The sequence below is a fragment of the Nocardia sp. NBC_01327 genome (assembly GCF_035958815.1).
GTDB lineage: Bacteria > Actinomycetota > Actinomycetes > Mycobacteriales > Mycobacteriaceae > Nocardia.
In genome coordinates, this window is the sequence record NZ_CP108383.1 from 5,754,110 (window position 1) to 5,770,394 (window position 16,285).

Sequence of the window (16,285 nt, forward strand, 5' to 3'; positions counted from 1 at the left end):
CTTACCATCGTAGACTGACCTACATCCCGCGAACCTATTCCTCACAGCTCGCAGCAGGATCCCCACGAACCTCGGTACGCACCCGCCTGCCGAACGCACTCAATCGCTGTCACGCGCGTTTGTCGGGCCGTCCAAACCAGTTGGCCGCCAGCACTTCCAAACGCGCGCTCATGCCGATGACCGAGTAGTTCATGGCGGTGGCAGGCGCGGTAAATCTGCCGGCAGGCAGGACGAAGCCTTGGACGATGGCAGGGGCCGCGGAACTGTCAGCTCGCTGTCGGCAGATGGCAAAAGTCTGGGGTGTCCATGGGGTGGCGTCGGTTGGTGGTTCGATTTATCATTGCCGAAGATTGAGAGCGCCAAGGGCTTTCGTTGAATCGGGTGGGGTGTCCATGGGTCAAGTCCAAATGCGTGGTGTAGCAACGGTGGTCATCGCTTGATCCGGTAGTGGGTCAGGCGGTCAGTGCCGCGGTGGTGTCCTCCTGTTCGTCGGGGTCGGTGAGCCCGCGGGAGCGGGCAAGAACGTCCAACCCGAGGTAGCGGCGTCCTTCGATCCATTCGTCGTGTTGCTCGGCCAGGACGGCGCCGACGAGACGGATGATCGCGGTGCGATCGGGGAAGATACCGACCACGTCGGTGCGGCGGCGGATCTCTTTGTTCAACCGTTCCTGGGGATTGTTCGACCAGATCTGGCGCCAGATCTGCTTGGGAAACGCGGTGAACGCCAGCAGGTCCGCGCGGGCAGCATCGAGGTGCGCGGCGACTCTGGGCAGCTTCTCGGTCAGGGCGTCGAGCATCCGATCATATTGGGCGGCAACCGATTCGGTATCGGCTTGATCGAATACCGAATGCAACAGGGTGCGAACCCAGGGCCAGGAACTCTTCGGGCAAACCGACATCAGGTTCACCGTGTAATGGGTGCGGCAGCGCTGCCAGCTCGCGCCGGGCAAGGTCGCGCCGATCGCGGCCACCAAACCCGCATGCGCGTCGGAGGTGACCAACGCGACCCCGGACAGGCCGCGAGCGACCAGGTCGCGGAAGAATGCCAGCCAGCCGGCACCGTCCTCGCCGGAAGTGACTTGGATACCCAGGATTTCGCGGTAGCCGTCGGCGTTGACGCCGGTGGCGATCAGGGCGTGGACGTTGACCACGCGCCCGTTCTCGCGGACCTTGAGCACCAGGGCGTCTGCGGCGAGGAACGTGTAAGGGCCCTGATCCAAGGGGCGGGTGCGGAATGCTTCGACCTGGGCATCGAGGTCGCGGGCCATGATCGAGACCTGGGACTTGGAAAGTGTTGTGATGCCCAGGGATTCGACGAGTTTCTCCATCCGCCGTGTCGAGACCCCGAGCAGATAGCAGGTCGCGACCACGCTGGTGAGGGCCCGTTCGGCGCGTTTGCGGCGTTCCAGGAGCCAGTCCGGGAAATACGAGCCGGATCGTAGTTTCGGGATCGCGACGTCGAGGGTGCCGACGCGGGTGTCGAAGTCGCGGTGGCGGTAGCCGTTGCGGTGGTTGATCCGGTCGTCGGAGCGTTCGCCGTAGCCGGCTCCGCAGGCGGCGTCGGCCTCGGCGCTCATCAGGGTTTGCACGAAGCTGGACACCATCTCGCGCAGCAGGTCCGGGCCCATTACCGCCAATTGGTCGGCGAACGGCTTGCCCGGGTCGATAGGCTGGATATTGGTCATCGCGTGAAGTCTCCTTCGAGTGACTGTGAGAGGTCCTTCGAGGATCACGCGGTGACCACCTTGCTGTCCGGGGATTACGCCAGACTCAGCAGCTGATCAGCTGCCGTACACCATCTTCGTGGACGCAACCGTGTCCATGGGGTGGACTCGGTCAGTACGGCGGCGAGTCTCGTCGCACACGGTACGTCTCGCCGCGTACTTTGTCGCTTTGATCATCTGGTCGGTGTACGCATGGCAGCGGTGGCCGATAGAACGTCCTGCGGTGATTTTTGCCGTTGTTTTTAGCATCGCGAGTACCGCGCTCCTAGAGGTCATGATCCGGGTCAGCCGTCGGCGTCACGCCCCGATGAAGCCACCTCTGGCCGATGCACCGAAAACCAATCGCAGAGCGCACAACTAGCCCTCTACGTCGAGAACATTGACCCGCTCAAACGCATATCCATGACGGCCTGGCCGTTGACTTGTCGGGCAACGCCCGCACATCTATGCCGCGACCCGCGCTGTTCGGAACGCCCAGAGCGCTGCGGCGGAAGATCAACGGGCCTCGGTCATCTGGCGCCAGCCGAACGCACACATGCCGGATGAGCGCGATAGAGATCGTCGGGTGGGTGTTGGTGACTGAGGCGCATGGCGAGCTGGGCGGGCGGCAGCTGTGATCCTCGTTGTCGGTTCGGGTATCCAACTCGGTCGGGGAATGTAATCTGACTGCCCTCAGGGGGATTCGTGGGAGTCGGTCCCCTCCAGGGAGGGAAGTCCGAATGTTGGACATTGGCGTATCATCTTGTGGCGCAGTGTGTTCAGTGGTGACACGAGGTCAGCTGCGCTCGGTTCTAATCGTGATGTCGGCTGTGTTGTGCCTTACCGGCACTTCCATGGCGGTCGGTCGTGCGGAGCCGATCCCGATTCCGCAGAACGACCCGTTCTACACCCCGCCGGCGGGCTGGGACTCGAAGGCGCCGGGCACCGTGCTGAATTCGCGGCCCATCGAGGTGGCCTCGCTGGGTCCGCAGGCGGAGGACGCCGATGCCTGGCAGTTGCTGTATCGAACGACCGATACCGCCGGTCGGCCCATCACGACCGTGACAACGGTACTGCGGCCACGAACCGGGCAGGTCAGAGGCTTGATCAGTTATCAGGCTGCCGAAGATGCCTCGGCCCCGCAGTGCGCTCCCTCGTTCGCGCTCCGGCAAGAAGCGGTCCCGATGGACCACAAGTACGACGCCTCGCTGGACTTCATTTCGATCGACCAGATGTTGTCGTCAGGTCATGCGATTTCCGTACCCGACTGGGAGGGGGCGAACGAAGCGTTGCTCACCCCGAATCAGCCGGGTTATACCGCGCTCGACGGAGTGCGCGCAGCCGAGGCGTTCGCACCGCTCGGCCTGTCGGGCACCGATACTCCGGTTGCTGCGTTCGGCTACTCCGGCGGCTCGTACGGCAGCGCTTGGCTCTCACAGGTTCAACCGACCTACGCCCCCGAATTACGACTGGTGGGTGTTGCTCGGGGCGGTGGAGCAGGCGGTCCGTTGGAGTCCATGAGTAACTACCTGCGGTCGCTCGACGGCGGCCCATTCTCCGGTTTCCTGCTGACACTCCTGCCGGGCATGATGCACGCCGATCCGCGGACCGCAGCGGTGTTCGACACGTATCTGACGCCTGCCGGGAAAGCGCTGATGGCGGCGGGCGGCGGCGAATGCTCGGTGTCCGCCGCGGAAAAGTACGCGTTCCTGCACATGAACGACTACCTGACGATCCCCTTTTCGCAACTGCTGGAGCAGCTACAAGCGTCGTTCGATGAGATCGAGGGCATCACGGCACCGACCGTGCCGCTCTTCCTCTTTCACGCTGTGAACGACGAGATCGTCGCCATCGCGCCGATCGACCAGACGGTGGCTCAGTGGTGCGCATCGGGGGCGCCGGTGACCTATACGCGGGACCAATTGAGCGAACACGCCATTCTCGCGATCAGTGCGTTGCCCGCAGCCCTGCGTTGGATCGATGAACGTCTGGCGGGGCAGGCCGCACCAGACGGCTGCTCGACGCGCACGGTGCCGTCTATGGCGATCGGTGGTGCGTAGTACGCGGAGCATATCTCCGTGACCGGCTGTCCCTGGAACACACTCATCTGCCGCGTTGCGCGCTGTTCGAGCCGGCCACGAGGCGGGATTGAAGATCAACGCGCAGAGATTATCTCGGCCAGCCGAACATCCTGCGCCCGCACCCGATGAGCGGTCTCTCGAGGCCGGCAATCCTGCGCCGCGTGTTCGAAGGTAGGTGTGGAACAGTCGGCCACAGAATCGTTCGAGGACCTTGGTTGCTACCTCGGCTATCTCGTTGGTCGTATCGGGCACGAGCCTCGTGCTTGAGCGGCTGACAACCTCAGGGTTTCGCGTTCGATATGGCCCGAACTGCTTGGGAAGCACAGGGGTTCACCTCGGGGGAATGTGATCTTGTAGGTCGATCGCGTGAACGTGTTGCTGATCGGCGATGATCATCGGGTTCATGTTTGCGAGTGTTCTCAGGGGAATGTGTTTGATGAAGTTCATGGGTAAAGCCGTTGTCACGGTCGCGGCGCTGGGGCTTGCGGCCGGGTCGGTGATAGGTGCCGGGGCGGCGAAAGCGGCCGATACCGCACAGGGGGCTGAGCTGTTCGGTGCGATCGCCTTCAGTATGCAGGAGTGGAACTACGGCATCAGCGTCGATGCGGTGAGTGGCGAGGCGGCGGTCGACGAAGCGTTGGACAACTGCGGCTGGGATGGCGCTACCGACTGTGTTGTCCTGGTGCACTGGGCCGATGGTTGCGGCGCGTTGGTCTACACCAGCGATGACACGAGCCATGGCGTCGGCGCGGGTGTGGGCGATGACCGAGACACCGCGTTACGCCGTGCGTACATCGGGCTGGCCCGCCACTATCCGCGAGCGATACTTGCCGATACCGGGTCCGCGGAACTGTCGCAAGCAGAAGTTGTGGAAGTGCTCTGCACCTCGAATATGTGACGTGCAGCCTCCCATGATCCGGAAGAAGGCACTGCACCGGTGATGATGAGATCGCCAGCAGCACAGTGCAACATCCTGCAATGCCCGCGAATTCAGGCGGTCATCGCGACCTAGCTAAAGAACAACGGCCCCGGGTCATCTCGGGGCCGTCGCTGTGTCCGCTGGCCGGGGCGTTGACATCAGGGACAGGTTCGGTCCTGTCGCTCTCGGTCATGCACTGCACAAACTGCCCGGGTTCAGTGCCTATTCCTCAGTTCCGACAACAACATTCACGGGCTCAGACGATTCAGACGTCGAAGTAGAGGTCGAATTCGTAAGGGGTGGGGCGGAGGTTGATTTCGGCTATTTCGGTGTCTCGTTTGATGCGGATCCAGGTTTCGATCAGGTCTTCGGTGAAGACGCCGCCGTGAGTGAGGTAGTCGTGGTCGGCTTCCAGGCGGGTGATTACGGCGTCGAGGCTGGCGGGGGTTTGGGTTACTTCCGCGGATTCTTCGGGGGTTAGTTCGTAGAGGTCTTTGTCTATGGGGAGGGCGGGTTCGAGTTTGTTCATGATGCCGTCGAGACCGGCCATCATCATGGCGGCGAAGGAGAGGTAGGGGTTGCCGGAGGAGTCGGGGCAGCGGAATTCCAGGCGTTTGGCGCGGGCGCTGGTGCCGGTGACGGGGATTCGGACGGCGGCGGAGCGGTTGCGCTGGCTGTAGACGAGATTCACGGGGGCTTCGTAGCCGGGGACCAGGCGTTTGTAGGAGTTCACGGTGGGGTTGGTCCACGCCAGCAGGGAGGGGGCGTGGTGGAGGAGGCCGCCGATGTAGTGGCGGGCCAGGTCGGACAGGCCCGCGTAGCCCGCTTCGTCGTAGAACAGGGGGATGTCGTCGCGCCAGAGGGATTGGTGGACATGCATTCCCGAGCCGTTGTCGCCGAAGAGCGGCTTGGGCATGAAGGTGACGGTTTTGCCTTCCTCCCAGGCCGTGTTCTTGATGATGTACTTGTAGAGCTGCAGGTCATCGGCGGCGGCCAGCAGGGTATTGAACCGGTAGTTGATCTCGGCCTGCCCGGCGGTGCCCACCTCGTGGTGCCCCTTCTCCAGATCGAAACCGCAGCGCTGCAGGTTGGTGCACATGCGGTCGCGCAGATCGACGTCGGCGTCGTAGGGCGCGACGGGGAAGTAACCGCCTTTGGGCCGCACCTTGTAACCGCGATTGAGGCTGCCGTCGGGATTGTGTTTCGCGCCGGTGTTCCAGTCCGCAGACGCCGAATCCACCTCGTAGAAGGACCGATTCATCGTGGTGTCGTAGCGGACCGAATCGAAGATGTAGAACTCCGCTTCCGGCCCGAAGTAGGCGGTATCGGCAATACCGGTGCTGCGCAGGTAGTCCTCGGCCTTGCGCGCCACATTGCGCGGATCGCGACTGTACGCCGCGCGCGTATGCGGATCATGTACGAAACAACTGATATTGAGCGTCTTGGCGGCCCGGAACGAATCCAGTTGCGCGGTACGCAGATCCAGCAGCAGGAGCATGTCGGATTCGTGGATGGCCTGGAAGCCGCGCACCGACGAGCCGTCGAAGGCGATGCCCTCCTCGACCAGTTCCGGTCCGAACATGGCGGCGGGAATGGAGAAATGCTGCTGGGTGCCGGGCACATCGCAGAAGCGGACGTCGACGTACTCGACGCCTTCGGTTTCGATGTAGTCCTGCACTCCGGTGACGGTGGGGGTGATCACGGCGGGCTCCTCGACAGCCGCACCACTACCCGATCGGACGGCCCGGTCGGGGGTCCGGCGGTCCTGTTGGTACTACGACGATACGTCCGATATCCGCCCGGTGAACCAGGAATCGCACCCCGCACCGAGAGCAAGATCCGCGCTCCACGCCGCCTCTGACCACATTTGGCACCTTGCACAAAACGATCACCTCATGTCTTCCGTATTGCCACTAGTCCGCACCGCTCTTTGTGCGGTGTGCTGTATGGCGACCCGAGGGCAGGCGCTCTCGATGACGTGTGAGCCAGAGGTAGGTCGTGAGTTCAACATCGGTGGCGGCAGCGAGCCCGCACACGCTGTGCGAGGCGTTCCAGTCGAATGTGACCGCATATCCGGAGGCGATCGCACTGCGCACGCTCGGTGGAGCGGTCGCGATCACCTGGCGGGAGTACGGGCAGCGGGTGCGCGCCATTGCCGCGGGGTTGGCGGCGCTGGGCATCGGGCGCGGGGACACGGTGGCGCTCATGATGACCAACCGCCCCGAGTTCCATCTGTGCGATACCGCGATCCTGCATACGGGCGCGACGCCGTTCTCGGTGTACAACACCAATCCGGTGGATCTGCTGGTCTACCAGTTCGGTAATGCCGGCAACAAGGCCGTCATCTGTGAGCGCCAGTTCGCGCCGCAGGTGCTCGCGGCGGTGGCAAAGGCCGCGGCACAGGGCATTACGGTCGAACACGTGATCTGCGTGGACGACGCCCCGGAGGGGACGATCGCGCTGGCCGATATCGAGGCGAGTCCGGCCGCCGATTTCGACTTCGACAGCGCCTGGCGGGCAGTCGATCCCGAGGATCTGCTGACCATCGTCTACACCTCCGGCACCACCGGCCCACCCAAGGGCGTGGAGCTGACCCACACCAATTTCATCGAAAACGCCCGCGTGGTCGAGGAATTCGGCGGCGGCGGCCGCGAGGACAAGGTGGTCTCGTACCTGCCCGACGCGCATGCCGCCAACCGCTGGTTCGCGCACTACCTGTCGCTGCTCAGCGGTGCTGAGATCACCACCTGCCCGGATCTCAAGCAGGTCGCCGAGGCGCTGATCGAGGTGCACCCGAGCGTATTCCTTGGCGTGCCCCGGGTGTGGGTGAAAGTCAAAGCGGCACTGGAGGAACGCTTCGCCGCCGAACCGAGCCCGGTGCGGCGCGCGCTGGTGGACTGGGCCGTGCGCACCGGCCGCGCCCGCGCCCGCGCGGTCTCCGACGGCCGCAGCCAGAACATCGTCGACACTGTGCAGTACCGGCTGGCCGATCGCCTGGTGCTCGCCACCGTCCGGGAACGCCTGGGCCTGGACAAGGTCCGTGTCGCCGTCACCGGTTCGGCCCCGATCCCCCGCGATACCCACGAATTCTTCCTCGGCCTCGGCCTGCCGCTGTGCGAGGGCTACGGCATGACCGAATGCACCGCGGGCGCCACGGTCAGCCGCCCCGAGCGCATCAAGATCGGCACCGTCGGCACCGCCCTGCCGGGCGCGGAGGTGAAGATCGCGGAGGACGGCGAGGTGCTGGTGCGCGGCCGAATGGTCATGCGCGGCTACCGCAATGCCCCGGACAAGACCGCCGAGACCGTGGACGGCGACGGCTGGCTGCACACCGGCGATATCGGCGAGCTCGACGCCGAGGGTTTCCTGAAGATCGTCGATCGCAAGAAGGAAATCATCATCAATGCGGCCGGCAAGAATATGTCGCCGACCAATATCGAGAACACCGTCACCGAGAACACCCCGCTGGCGGGCGCCGTCGCGGTGATCGGCGAGGCGCGCTCCTACAACACCGCGCTCATCTGCCTGGACCCCGATCTGGCCGCCGCATTCGCCGAACGGCATCAGCTATCGGATCGGAGCATTGCCGCGCTGGCCGCGGACCCGGTGGTCCTCAAAGCCCTGCAGGAGGGCATTGACGCCGCGAATTCCACACTCTCCCGGGTGGAACAGATCAAGCGGTTCGCGGTGCTGCCGGATGTGTGGGCTCCCGGCAGTGAATGCCTGACCGCCACCGGAAAACTGAGGCGCAAACCGATAGCTATCGCATACGCGTCTACTATCGAGTCGCTGTACATGTAGCTAGGGGAGTTCATGCTGGTGCGTAACCGGGACCGGGCGCTGGAACAACTGTATCGGCGCGCGGTCGCGGCACGGGACGAGCTCCCGACCGCGGTACCGCCGTATCGAACCCTGCCCCAATCACTGGTGGTCAGCGGCCTCGAGCGCGGTACCAAACTCAATGTCGATCTGTTCTTCGACTTCCTGCGCACCGGTATCAACCCCAGTGAGGACGACACCCGCGAGGTGGTCGACATCGCCCTGGGCCGGGTCCGCGACGGCGAACCGCTGGAGGAGGTACTCGGCCGCTACCGCCTCGGGGCCGAGTACATCTGGTCCCGCATTCGCGCGGCCGCGGCCGAGAGTGAGCGCGAACTGCTCACCGATGCCGCACTCCCCCTGCTCAGCTATATCACCCTGCTGACCGCGCGGATCGCCACCGCCTGTGTGCAGCGCGCGCACGATCCGCGCTGGGAACTGCTCGAACGCCGCCGGGCCATCGCCGATGCCCTGATCACCGGGCGCGACCCCATCGAATGGGCCGATGAACCGGCCATCGCGGTGCCGGACGCGTTTGTCATCGCGGTCTTCCGCCTCGGCACCGGGGCGGGCGGCACGCGGCACGGCGCGGACACCAGTGAACTGCGGCATCGCATCGAGGCGATTCCCGGTGTGTTCCTGCGCCTGGACAGCGGCGGCTGGACGGCCCTGCTCCCCCGGCACCCCGGTGACGACGGCACCGCCACCCTGGCGGCCCTGACCACCCGCCTGCTGCCCGCCCACCCGATCGGCCAGGCCGAAAGCCTGCCCGGCCACTTCGCCCGGCAGCCGGAATCCCCGGCGCCCCGCACTCCGCCGCCCGCGCCTTTCTGGGTGGGCGTCACGGTGGCGTCTTCGCGCGCCGAGATTCCCGAACTCTTCGCCGAGGCCCGCATGCTCGCCGAGCTCGGCCGCTGCCTCGACCGCTCCCAGATGGTCTGCCGCCGAACAGATCTCATGTTCGAGTACACCGTCGCGGCCGGTGGCAGCGCACGCACCGGATTGGCCGCGGTCCTGGCCCCCCTCGACTCCCAGCCACTGCTGGCGGAAACCCTCGAGGTCTTCGTCGACACCGGCTTCAACCAGCTGGCCACCGCCCGCCTGCTGAACATCCACCGCAATACGGTCACCTACCGCCTGGCCCGCATCCACGAACTCACCGGCCTGGACCCGCTCCGCCCCACCGACGCCATGACCCTGTCCGCGGCCCGCATCGCCCGCCGCCTCGAATCCGCTTCGTTCGCACCGTAATCCGCTCGCTTTTGGGCGGATGCACAAGTGGGTGTCCGACAGTCTTGGCGATTGCCGGTAGCGGAGGCTATCGACTGTGCGGTGTGCTGAATGCCGACGACGAGGTCGCGCGGCGGGATCGCCCGCAGGTGCGGCCTCCCGACCATTCGCAGAGGTAGATCGTTGACACGCAAGTCCCGGCCGGCTGTCCGCTGCCGCCTCGTCCCGCTCGCTGTGGCGGGGCTGTCCGCTTTCGCGATGACCGTGTCCAGCACCATGTTCGCGGGAGCCGTGCCCACCTCCGGCCCGGTGCCGAGCGCACCCGCGAACTTCGGACTGCCCGCGGACTATCAGCCGACCCCGGCGCCCTACGGCGTGGGTTATGAACTGGGACATGTGGTTCCGCTGTCCGACGGCACCCAGTTGCAGGCCGAGGTGCGGTATCCGACCGATCCGGCGACGGGGCAGCGGGCAGCCGGTGACTTCCCGGTGGTCGTCAATTTCACCACGTACGGCGCGGTCACCAGCGCGCTCACGGCGGCGATCACCAGCGTCATCGACGAGCTGCACATTCCGCTGCCCGACCAGCTCCGCGATGTGCGCCGGGTGATCAATCAGGCCACCAGCGCCCAGGACATGCTGGTGCGGCACGGCTATATCGAGGTGATCGCGGATGTGCGCGGCACCGGAGGTTCCACCGGCGCGTGGAATCCCGCGTCCCGCGAGGACGGCACCGACGGTGTGCAATTGGTGGATTGGGCCTCGAAGCTGCCCGGCTCCAATGGCAAGGTCGGCATGTTCGGGTATTCCTTCCCCGCCCTGAACGCCTTGCGCACCGCCGAGGCCATCGGCCCCGGATCGCCCCTGAAAGCCATTGTGCCCATGGCGATGCCGAACAATATCTTCAACGAGGTGCTCGGTCACGACGGCATGATGAGCCCCATCCTGCTGACCGCGATCTCGCTCATGGTGCCGTTCCTGAGCCTCATCGGCCCGTTCATGACCGCGGTGGTATCCCCGCAGACGTTCATGAAGTCCCTGGTGGATCATCTGCAGGCACTGGTCGCCTCGGACTCCACCATCAAACTGCTGCTGGAGGCGTACGCCGGCGGCCCGCTGGCGTACGACACCTCGTGGTGGCAGGAGCGGCGCTTCGAGACCGACCTGCACAATCTCGTCGACAACGGCATTGCCATGTACCAGGTCGGCGGTCTCTGGGACCTCTACCAGGAGGGCCCGTTCCGCAATTACTCGCAGTTGCAGAACCTTTCGGCCGGGCGCGATCAGTTCGCGCCCATGGCGAGCGATCAGCGGGCCGACGGGCGCTACCAATTGCTCATGGGCCCTTGGTATCACGTGGGCCTGGGCGTCGGCCCCGGCTCGCGCCTGGACACCGATACGATCACCCTGGCGTGGTTCGACCGCTGGCTCAAGGACATTCCCAACGGCGTCGACCACACCGACAAGCCGCTGCACCTCATCGATCCGGGCAACAATGCCGCCGATACCGCGCACTACCCGTTCGATCAGACCACCGTGACGCAGCGCTATTTCGACGGTGACCGCCTCAGCGAGCAGCCGCCGACCGTCGCCGACGCCTCCGACCGGCTCGACTTCACCGGAATCGACAATCTGTGCAACCGGCAGAGTCTGGGCCAGTACACCGCGGGGCTGCTCGACTTCGTCTTCCGCCTGTTCACCGCCTACAACCCCTGCACCGAGAAGGTGCTGGAGCCGACCGCGGGCCTGAAGTACACCATGGATCCGGTGACCGAGCCGACCGTGCTGGCCGGACCCGCCAGTGTGTCGCTGTATGCCTCCTCCACCGGCACCGATGCGGCCTTCCAGGTCTGGCTCGACGATGTGGCGCCGGACGGTTCGGCCGTGAACATCACCGGCGGTTCCCAATTGGCGAGCCAGCGCACCCTCAACGATGACAAGACCTGGCACACACCGGACGGTACGGTCTACGCTCCCGAACACGTACTGACACTGGAGAACCAGAAGTTGCTGACGCCGGGCGAGGTGGTGAAGATGGAGATCAAGCTGCGCCCCACCTTCTATCGCCTCGAGCCCGGTCACGCACTGCGCCTGCGGATCTCGACGGGCACCTTCCCGTCCACCATGCCGATCCCCACGGATCTGCCGCGCCTGCTGGGCACGTCGCAGCAGCTGCAGCGCAATGCCGCGTGGCCGTCGAGTCTGGTGCTGCCGCTCGCACCCGCGGGCGCCTTCACGCACTGATCGCGCCCACAGAGCCCGGGGGGAACCGGGGAGGGGTGGTATGGCCGGTCGCCGCCGCCATACCACCCTTCGACGCATTCACCCCCGATGCCGCATTCACCCCGGTGCATTGACACCCGCCTCCGCGCCCATCAAGCTGGACTCGATTCACCTGTCTGAGACAGAGGAGGCAGCAGTGGCGCTGCAGACACGCACGGTGACCAATGGCGATATCGAGATCGCGGTCTACGAACAGGGCGTCCCCGAGGGACCGACCATCGTGCTGGTGCACGGCTGGCCGGATTCCCATCGCCTGTGGGACAACGTCCTGCCCCATCTGATCGACCGGTTCCGGGTCGTCACGTACGACGCGCGCGGGCACGGGAGGACCACCAATCCCCAGGACCATCGCGCCTTCCGGATTCCCGAGCTGGCGACCGATTTCTTCGCCGTCGCCGATGCGGTGAGCCCGCACGAGCCCGTCCATGTGCTGGCGCACGATTGGGGTTCGGTCACGGTGTGGGATGCGGTGTGCGAACCGGATGCCGAACAGCGCATCGCCTCCTTCACCTCGGTCTCCGGCCCCAATCTCGACCATGCCGGACGCTGGGCCCGCCGCCGTCTCGCCCGGCCCACGCCGGGCAATCTGGTCGCGCCGCTGGCCCAATTGGCCTCGCTCGCCTATCAATTCGCCTTCATGTCGCCGGTGACCCCGCCGCTGGTGCGTATGGGCCTGCGCGGCCAGGTCTTCCGTCTCGGGCTGCGCCTGGCCCAGGGCACACCGTTCGAACAGGTCACGCTCGGCGATACCTTCACCGAGGACGCCGCCAACGGCCTGCAGATCTATCGCGCGAATCTTGTGGTGGCCAAGCTCTTCTCCGCCCGCGACCGGCACACCAAGGTGCCGGTGCAGCTGATCGTCGCCCAGTACGACCCGGCCGTGCGCCCCGCGGTCTTCGACGACGAATCCGAATGGACCGATCAGCTGTGGCGGCGGGATCTGAAAGCCGGTCACTGGGTGCCGTATTCGCATCCGCAGGTGCTGGCCCGCGCCACCGTCCAGCTCATCGACGCCGTCTCCGGGCAGGAACCCTCCCGCGAATTGCGCCGGGCCGAGGTGGGACGCACCCGCCGCCCGTTCGACGATCATCTGGTGGTGATCACCGGCGCGGGTTCGGGCATCGGCCGTGAGACGGCCCTGGCCTTCGCCCGGCTAGGGGCCGAGGTGGTCATCTCCGATATCAACGGCGATGCGGTCAAGGACACCGCGGCCATGATCGCCGAGTTCAACGGCAGCGCCTACCCCTACACCCTCGACGTCTCCGACGAATCCGCGGTCCAGGCGCATGCCGACGAGGTCGCCGCCGTGCACGGCATTCCGGATGTGCTGGTCAACAATGCCGGAATCGGCCAGGCCGCACCGTTTCTGCGCACGCCCAGTGAGAGTTTCCGGCGCGTCCTGGACATCAATCTCTTCGGCGTGATCCACGGTTCCCGCGCCTTCGGCCGGCTCATGGCCGAGCGCGGGCTGGGCGGGCACATCGTGAATGTGTCCAGCATGGCCGCGTATACGCCGCAGCAGGGTTTCAGCGCGTACTCCACGAGCAAGTCCGCCGTGTTCACCTTCTCGGACTGCCTGCGTGCCGAACTGGCGCAGGACAATATCGGCGTCAGCACGATCTGCCCCGGCATCGTGCACACCAATATCGTTCGCACCACCGAGTTCTCGGGTGTCACCGATGAACAGCAGCAACTGCGCCAGCGGGCCTTCGACACTCTCTACCGCCTGCGCAGCTACCCGCCCTCGAAGGTGGCGACGGCGATAGTCCTTGCGGTACAGCGCAATCGCGCCGTGGTCCCGGTCACCCCGGAGGCGTGGGCCGCCTACTACGGCACCCGCCTCACCCCGCCGAGCCTCATGCGCTTCGGCGCCGCCCGCGCCAGCCTGGCCCGGTAGCGGACGAACACCGACCGGTGCGGCAGCGGCGCCCGATCCGCCGCTGCCGCACCGGTATTCATATCCAGCACCAGCCGAGCGCCGGGCTCCGCACGCGAGACGCAGATCAGCATGTCCCCCTGCGACCGCTGGGCGTCATTGAGCACGGTGTCGCGGTGTTCGACGGTGCCGGAGAGCACCCGCACCTTGCAGGTCGTGCAGAATCCCTGCCTGCAGGAGTACGGGACGGAGGGGTCGGCCTCGGCCACCACCGCGAGCACGCTGCGATCGGCGGGAATGTCGAGAGTTCTTCCGCCCCAGCCCAGTTGGACCGTAAACGGCTGCCCGTCCCGGATGGGCGGCGGGGCGAAGCGCTCGCAGTGCAGCTCCACGCCCGGCGCTCGCGCGACCCGCGCGGCCACCACATCCAGCAGGAGTGGCGGCCCGCAGACGTAGACGGCGATATTCGAATCCAGGTGCGGCACCAGGTCTTCGCCGCTGGGCAGGCCGGATTCGTCATCGGTGCGAATGCGCACCCGATCGCCGTATTCGGCGATCTCGTCGAGGAACGGCAGTGAATCACGGTGGCGGCCGGTGTAGATCAGGGACCAGTCGGTGCCCGCGAGGTCCGCGGCGCGCATCATGCCCAGGATCGGGGTGATACCGATTCCGCCCGCCACGAAACGAATTCGCCGTGCGGCCCCGGTCCGGTCGGCACCGGCGAGGGTGAGCGGGAACGCATTGCGCGGGCCCCGGACCTCCACCCGCGCACCCACCCGCACGCTCTCGTGCAGTTCGAGGGAGCCGCTGCCACCGGTGATGCGGCGCACCGCGATTCGATAGTGGAACGGATCGTCCGGATCACCGCACAGTGAGTACTGCCGCATCCGCCCGGACGGCAGCACCACATCCAGATGCGCGCCGGGCCGCCACGCCCGCAATACCGCCCCGCGTGGATGCGCGAAGACGAAGCTGACCACCTCATCGTCCGCGGCGACGACCTGCCGGTCGACCAGCACCAGTTCGCGGGTGTGATCGATCGGCGGCCGCACCCGGACCTGCGGTGAGCACCAGGCCAGCACCCGCGCGCCGGGCGCGATCAGCCGGTCCGCCACCATGAGCAGCGGATCACGACGCAGCGGCGGGGCCCAGAAGGCGGGTGGCACACCGCGCCTGCGCATTTCGGCAATGCGGCCCTCGACTGTCTGCAGCTCGGGCGCACGGGTCATGACGCGTGCGCCAGCTTGGCGGCCGGAGACTTGGCCAGATAGGCGACCGCCTGACCGGTATCGCCGGTGTTCTCGGGGTCGTAATCCGAGCGCACGAAGGAAGCGAAGCCACTGCCGATCAAACGCCACGGCGGCAGCACCCCGCGCCGTATTCCACTGCCGATCTCCCGGAACACCTTGACCGGACCTATTTTCGGCATGGTCGGATCCTTGCGGGTGAGCCACCACGCGACAGCGATCAATCCCGCCGGCAGGCCCACACTGCTGCCCAGATAGAGGGTGACCAGCCGCGGCCGCCGCGCCCCGAAGTAGCGCGCCACATTCCAGGCGACGCTGCGGTGCTCCACCTCTTCGGCGCCGTGCCAGCGGAACAGATCGGTCAGGGCGGGATCGGCGTCCAGGGCCTCGAAATCCTGATTGAGAATCCAGTCCCCGCCCAGCGCCGTGAAGTGTTCGAGCCCGGCGATCAGTGCCAGCATCTGCACCACGACCCGGTGCCGCAGCTGCTCCGGTAGCGTGTCCAGCCGCGCGATGGCACGGTCGAACAGGTACTCGGCCTCGGTCATCATGGGTTCGGGATCGATTCCGTGCCGCTGCAGGAACTCCCAGACGGCCTGATTGTGCGATTCGGCGTGCACGGCCTCCTGCCCCATGAAACCGATCATCTGCTCGCGCAATTCGTCATCGGCCACGTACGGCAGTGCGCGCCGGAACATTTCGACGAAGCCGCGCTCACCGATCGGCAGAATCAGATTGAGTCCCGAGATGGCGTGGGAGGCAATGGGTTCCCCGGGAATCCAGTGCAGCGGAGACGCGGTGAAATCGAAGTGCACCTCGCGCGGCCGCAGTGCGACCCTGCCCACCTGCTCGTTCATGATCGCTCCTCCGTCCGGCCGCGGGACAGCCTCATTGCCGTCCGGGCCACCGCGACGCTTCGCCTGCCCCCAGTCTCGGACAGTTGGGGAGCATTGTCCACGATTCGGCATTATTTGTCTGAGACAGTCAGTCTGGATGATCTTGGGCGAGACCCTGTTTCCGGCCGGTCTGTCCGCCCTGTCCGACCATGAGCAAAATCAGCGGCCACTTTCGGCTTCCGATGATGATCGGCCGCATGACACACTGAGACACCCGATCTTGGGAGGTCC

Annotated in this window: 10 protein-coding genes; 6 read left to right on the plus strand and 4 right to left on the minus strand. The window is 65.8% G+C overall.

Annotated features, from left to right (window positions below; all coding sequences use genetic code 11):
• Positions 1–452: 452 nt before the first annotated feature.
• On the minus strand, positions 453–1,685 hold the full coding sequence (locus OG326_RS26625; RefSeq protein ID WP_327139852.1) for an IS256 family transposase: 1,233 nt from the start codon (positions 1,683–1,685) through the stop codon (positions 453–455).
• A 758-nt stretch (positions 1,686–2,443) separates the two neighbouring features.
• Between OG326_RS26625 and OG326_RS26630 the strand changes: the two genes are divergently transcribed.
• Both OG326_RS26630 and OG326_RS26635 read left to right on the plus strand, forming a co-directional pair.
• A complete protein-coding gene (locus tag OG326_RS26630; protein ID WP_327139853.1) occupies positions 2,444–3,763 on the plus strand; it encodes a lipase family protein in 1,320 nt (439 codons plus the stop codon).
• Between the two features lie 409 nt (positions 3,764–4,172).
• A complete protein-coding gene (locus OG326_RS26635; RefSeq protein ID WP_327139854.1) occupies positions 4,173–4,682 on the plus strand; it encodes a DUF4189 domain-containing protein in 510 nt (169 codons plus the stop codon).
• Between the two features lie 286 nt (positions 4,683–4,968).
• Here OG326_RS26635 and glnA read toward each other — a convergent pair whose 3' ends face one another.
• Positions 4,969–6,405, minus strand: a complete 1,437-nt coding sequence (gene glnA / locus OG326_RS26640; protein WP_327139855.1) for a type I glutamate--ammonia ligase — start codon at positions 6,403–6,405, stop codon at positions 4,969–4,971.
• 296 nt (positions 6,406–6,701) lie between these two features.
• On the opposite strand from glnA, the gene OG326_RS26645 reads away from it, so the two are divergent.
• The 4 genes from OG326_RS26645 (at position 6,702) to OG326_RS26660 (ending at position 13,932) form a co-directional block, all read left to right on the plus strand.
• Complete coding sequence (locus tag OG326_RS26645; RefSeq protein ID WP_327139856.1) at positions 6,702–8,504, plus strand: AMP-dependent synthetase/ligase; 1,803 nt, start codon at positions 6,702–6,704, stop codon at positions 8,502–8,504.
• A gap of 12 nt (positions 8,505–8,516) precedes the next feature.
• On the plus strand, positions 8,517–9,773 hold the full coding sequence (locus OG326_RS26650) for a PucR family transcriptional regulator (RefSeq protein ID WP_327139857.1): 1,257 nt from the start codon (positions 8,517–8,519) through the stop codon (positions 9,771–9,773).
• Between the two features lie 237 nt (positions 9,774–10,010).
• Positions 10,011–11,996: a CocE/NonD family hydrolase gene (locus OG326_RS26655; protein ID WP_327139858.1), complete on the plus strand. Its 1,986-nt coding sequence runs from the start codon at positions 10,011–10,013 to the stop codon at positions 11,994–11,996.
• Between the two features lie 175 nt (positions 11,997–12,171).
• The gene (locus tag OG326_RS26660) at positions 12,172–13,932 is read left to right on the plus strand and encodes an SDR family oxidoreductase (RefSeq protein WP_327139859.1); all 1,761 of its coding nucleotides are present in this window, start codon (positions 12,172–12,174) and stop codon (positions 13,930–13,932) included.
• On the opposite strand, the gene OG326_RS26665 is transcribed toward OG326_RS26660, so the two are convergent.
• Complete coding sequence (locus tag OG326_RS26665; protein WP_327139860.1) at positions 13,863–15,140, minus strand: PDR/VanB family oxidoreductase; 1,278 nt, start codon at positions 15,138–15,140, stop codon at positions 13,863–13,865. The genes OG326_RS26660 and OG326_RS26665 overlap by 70 nt on opposite strands.
• The gene (locus OG326_RS26670; RefSeq protein WP_327139861.1) at positions 15,137–16,015 is read right to left on the minus strand and encodes a metal-dependent hydrolase; all 879 of its coding nucleotides are present in this window, start codon (positions 16,013–16,015) and stop codon (positions 15,137–15,139) included. Before OG326_RS26670 ends, OG326_RS26665 begins: the two co-directional genes overlap by 4 nt.
• Positions 16,016–16,285: the final 270 nt, after the last annotated feature.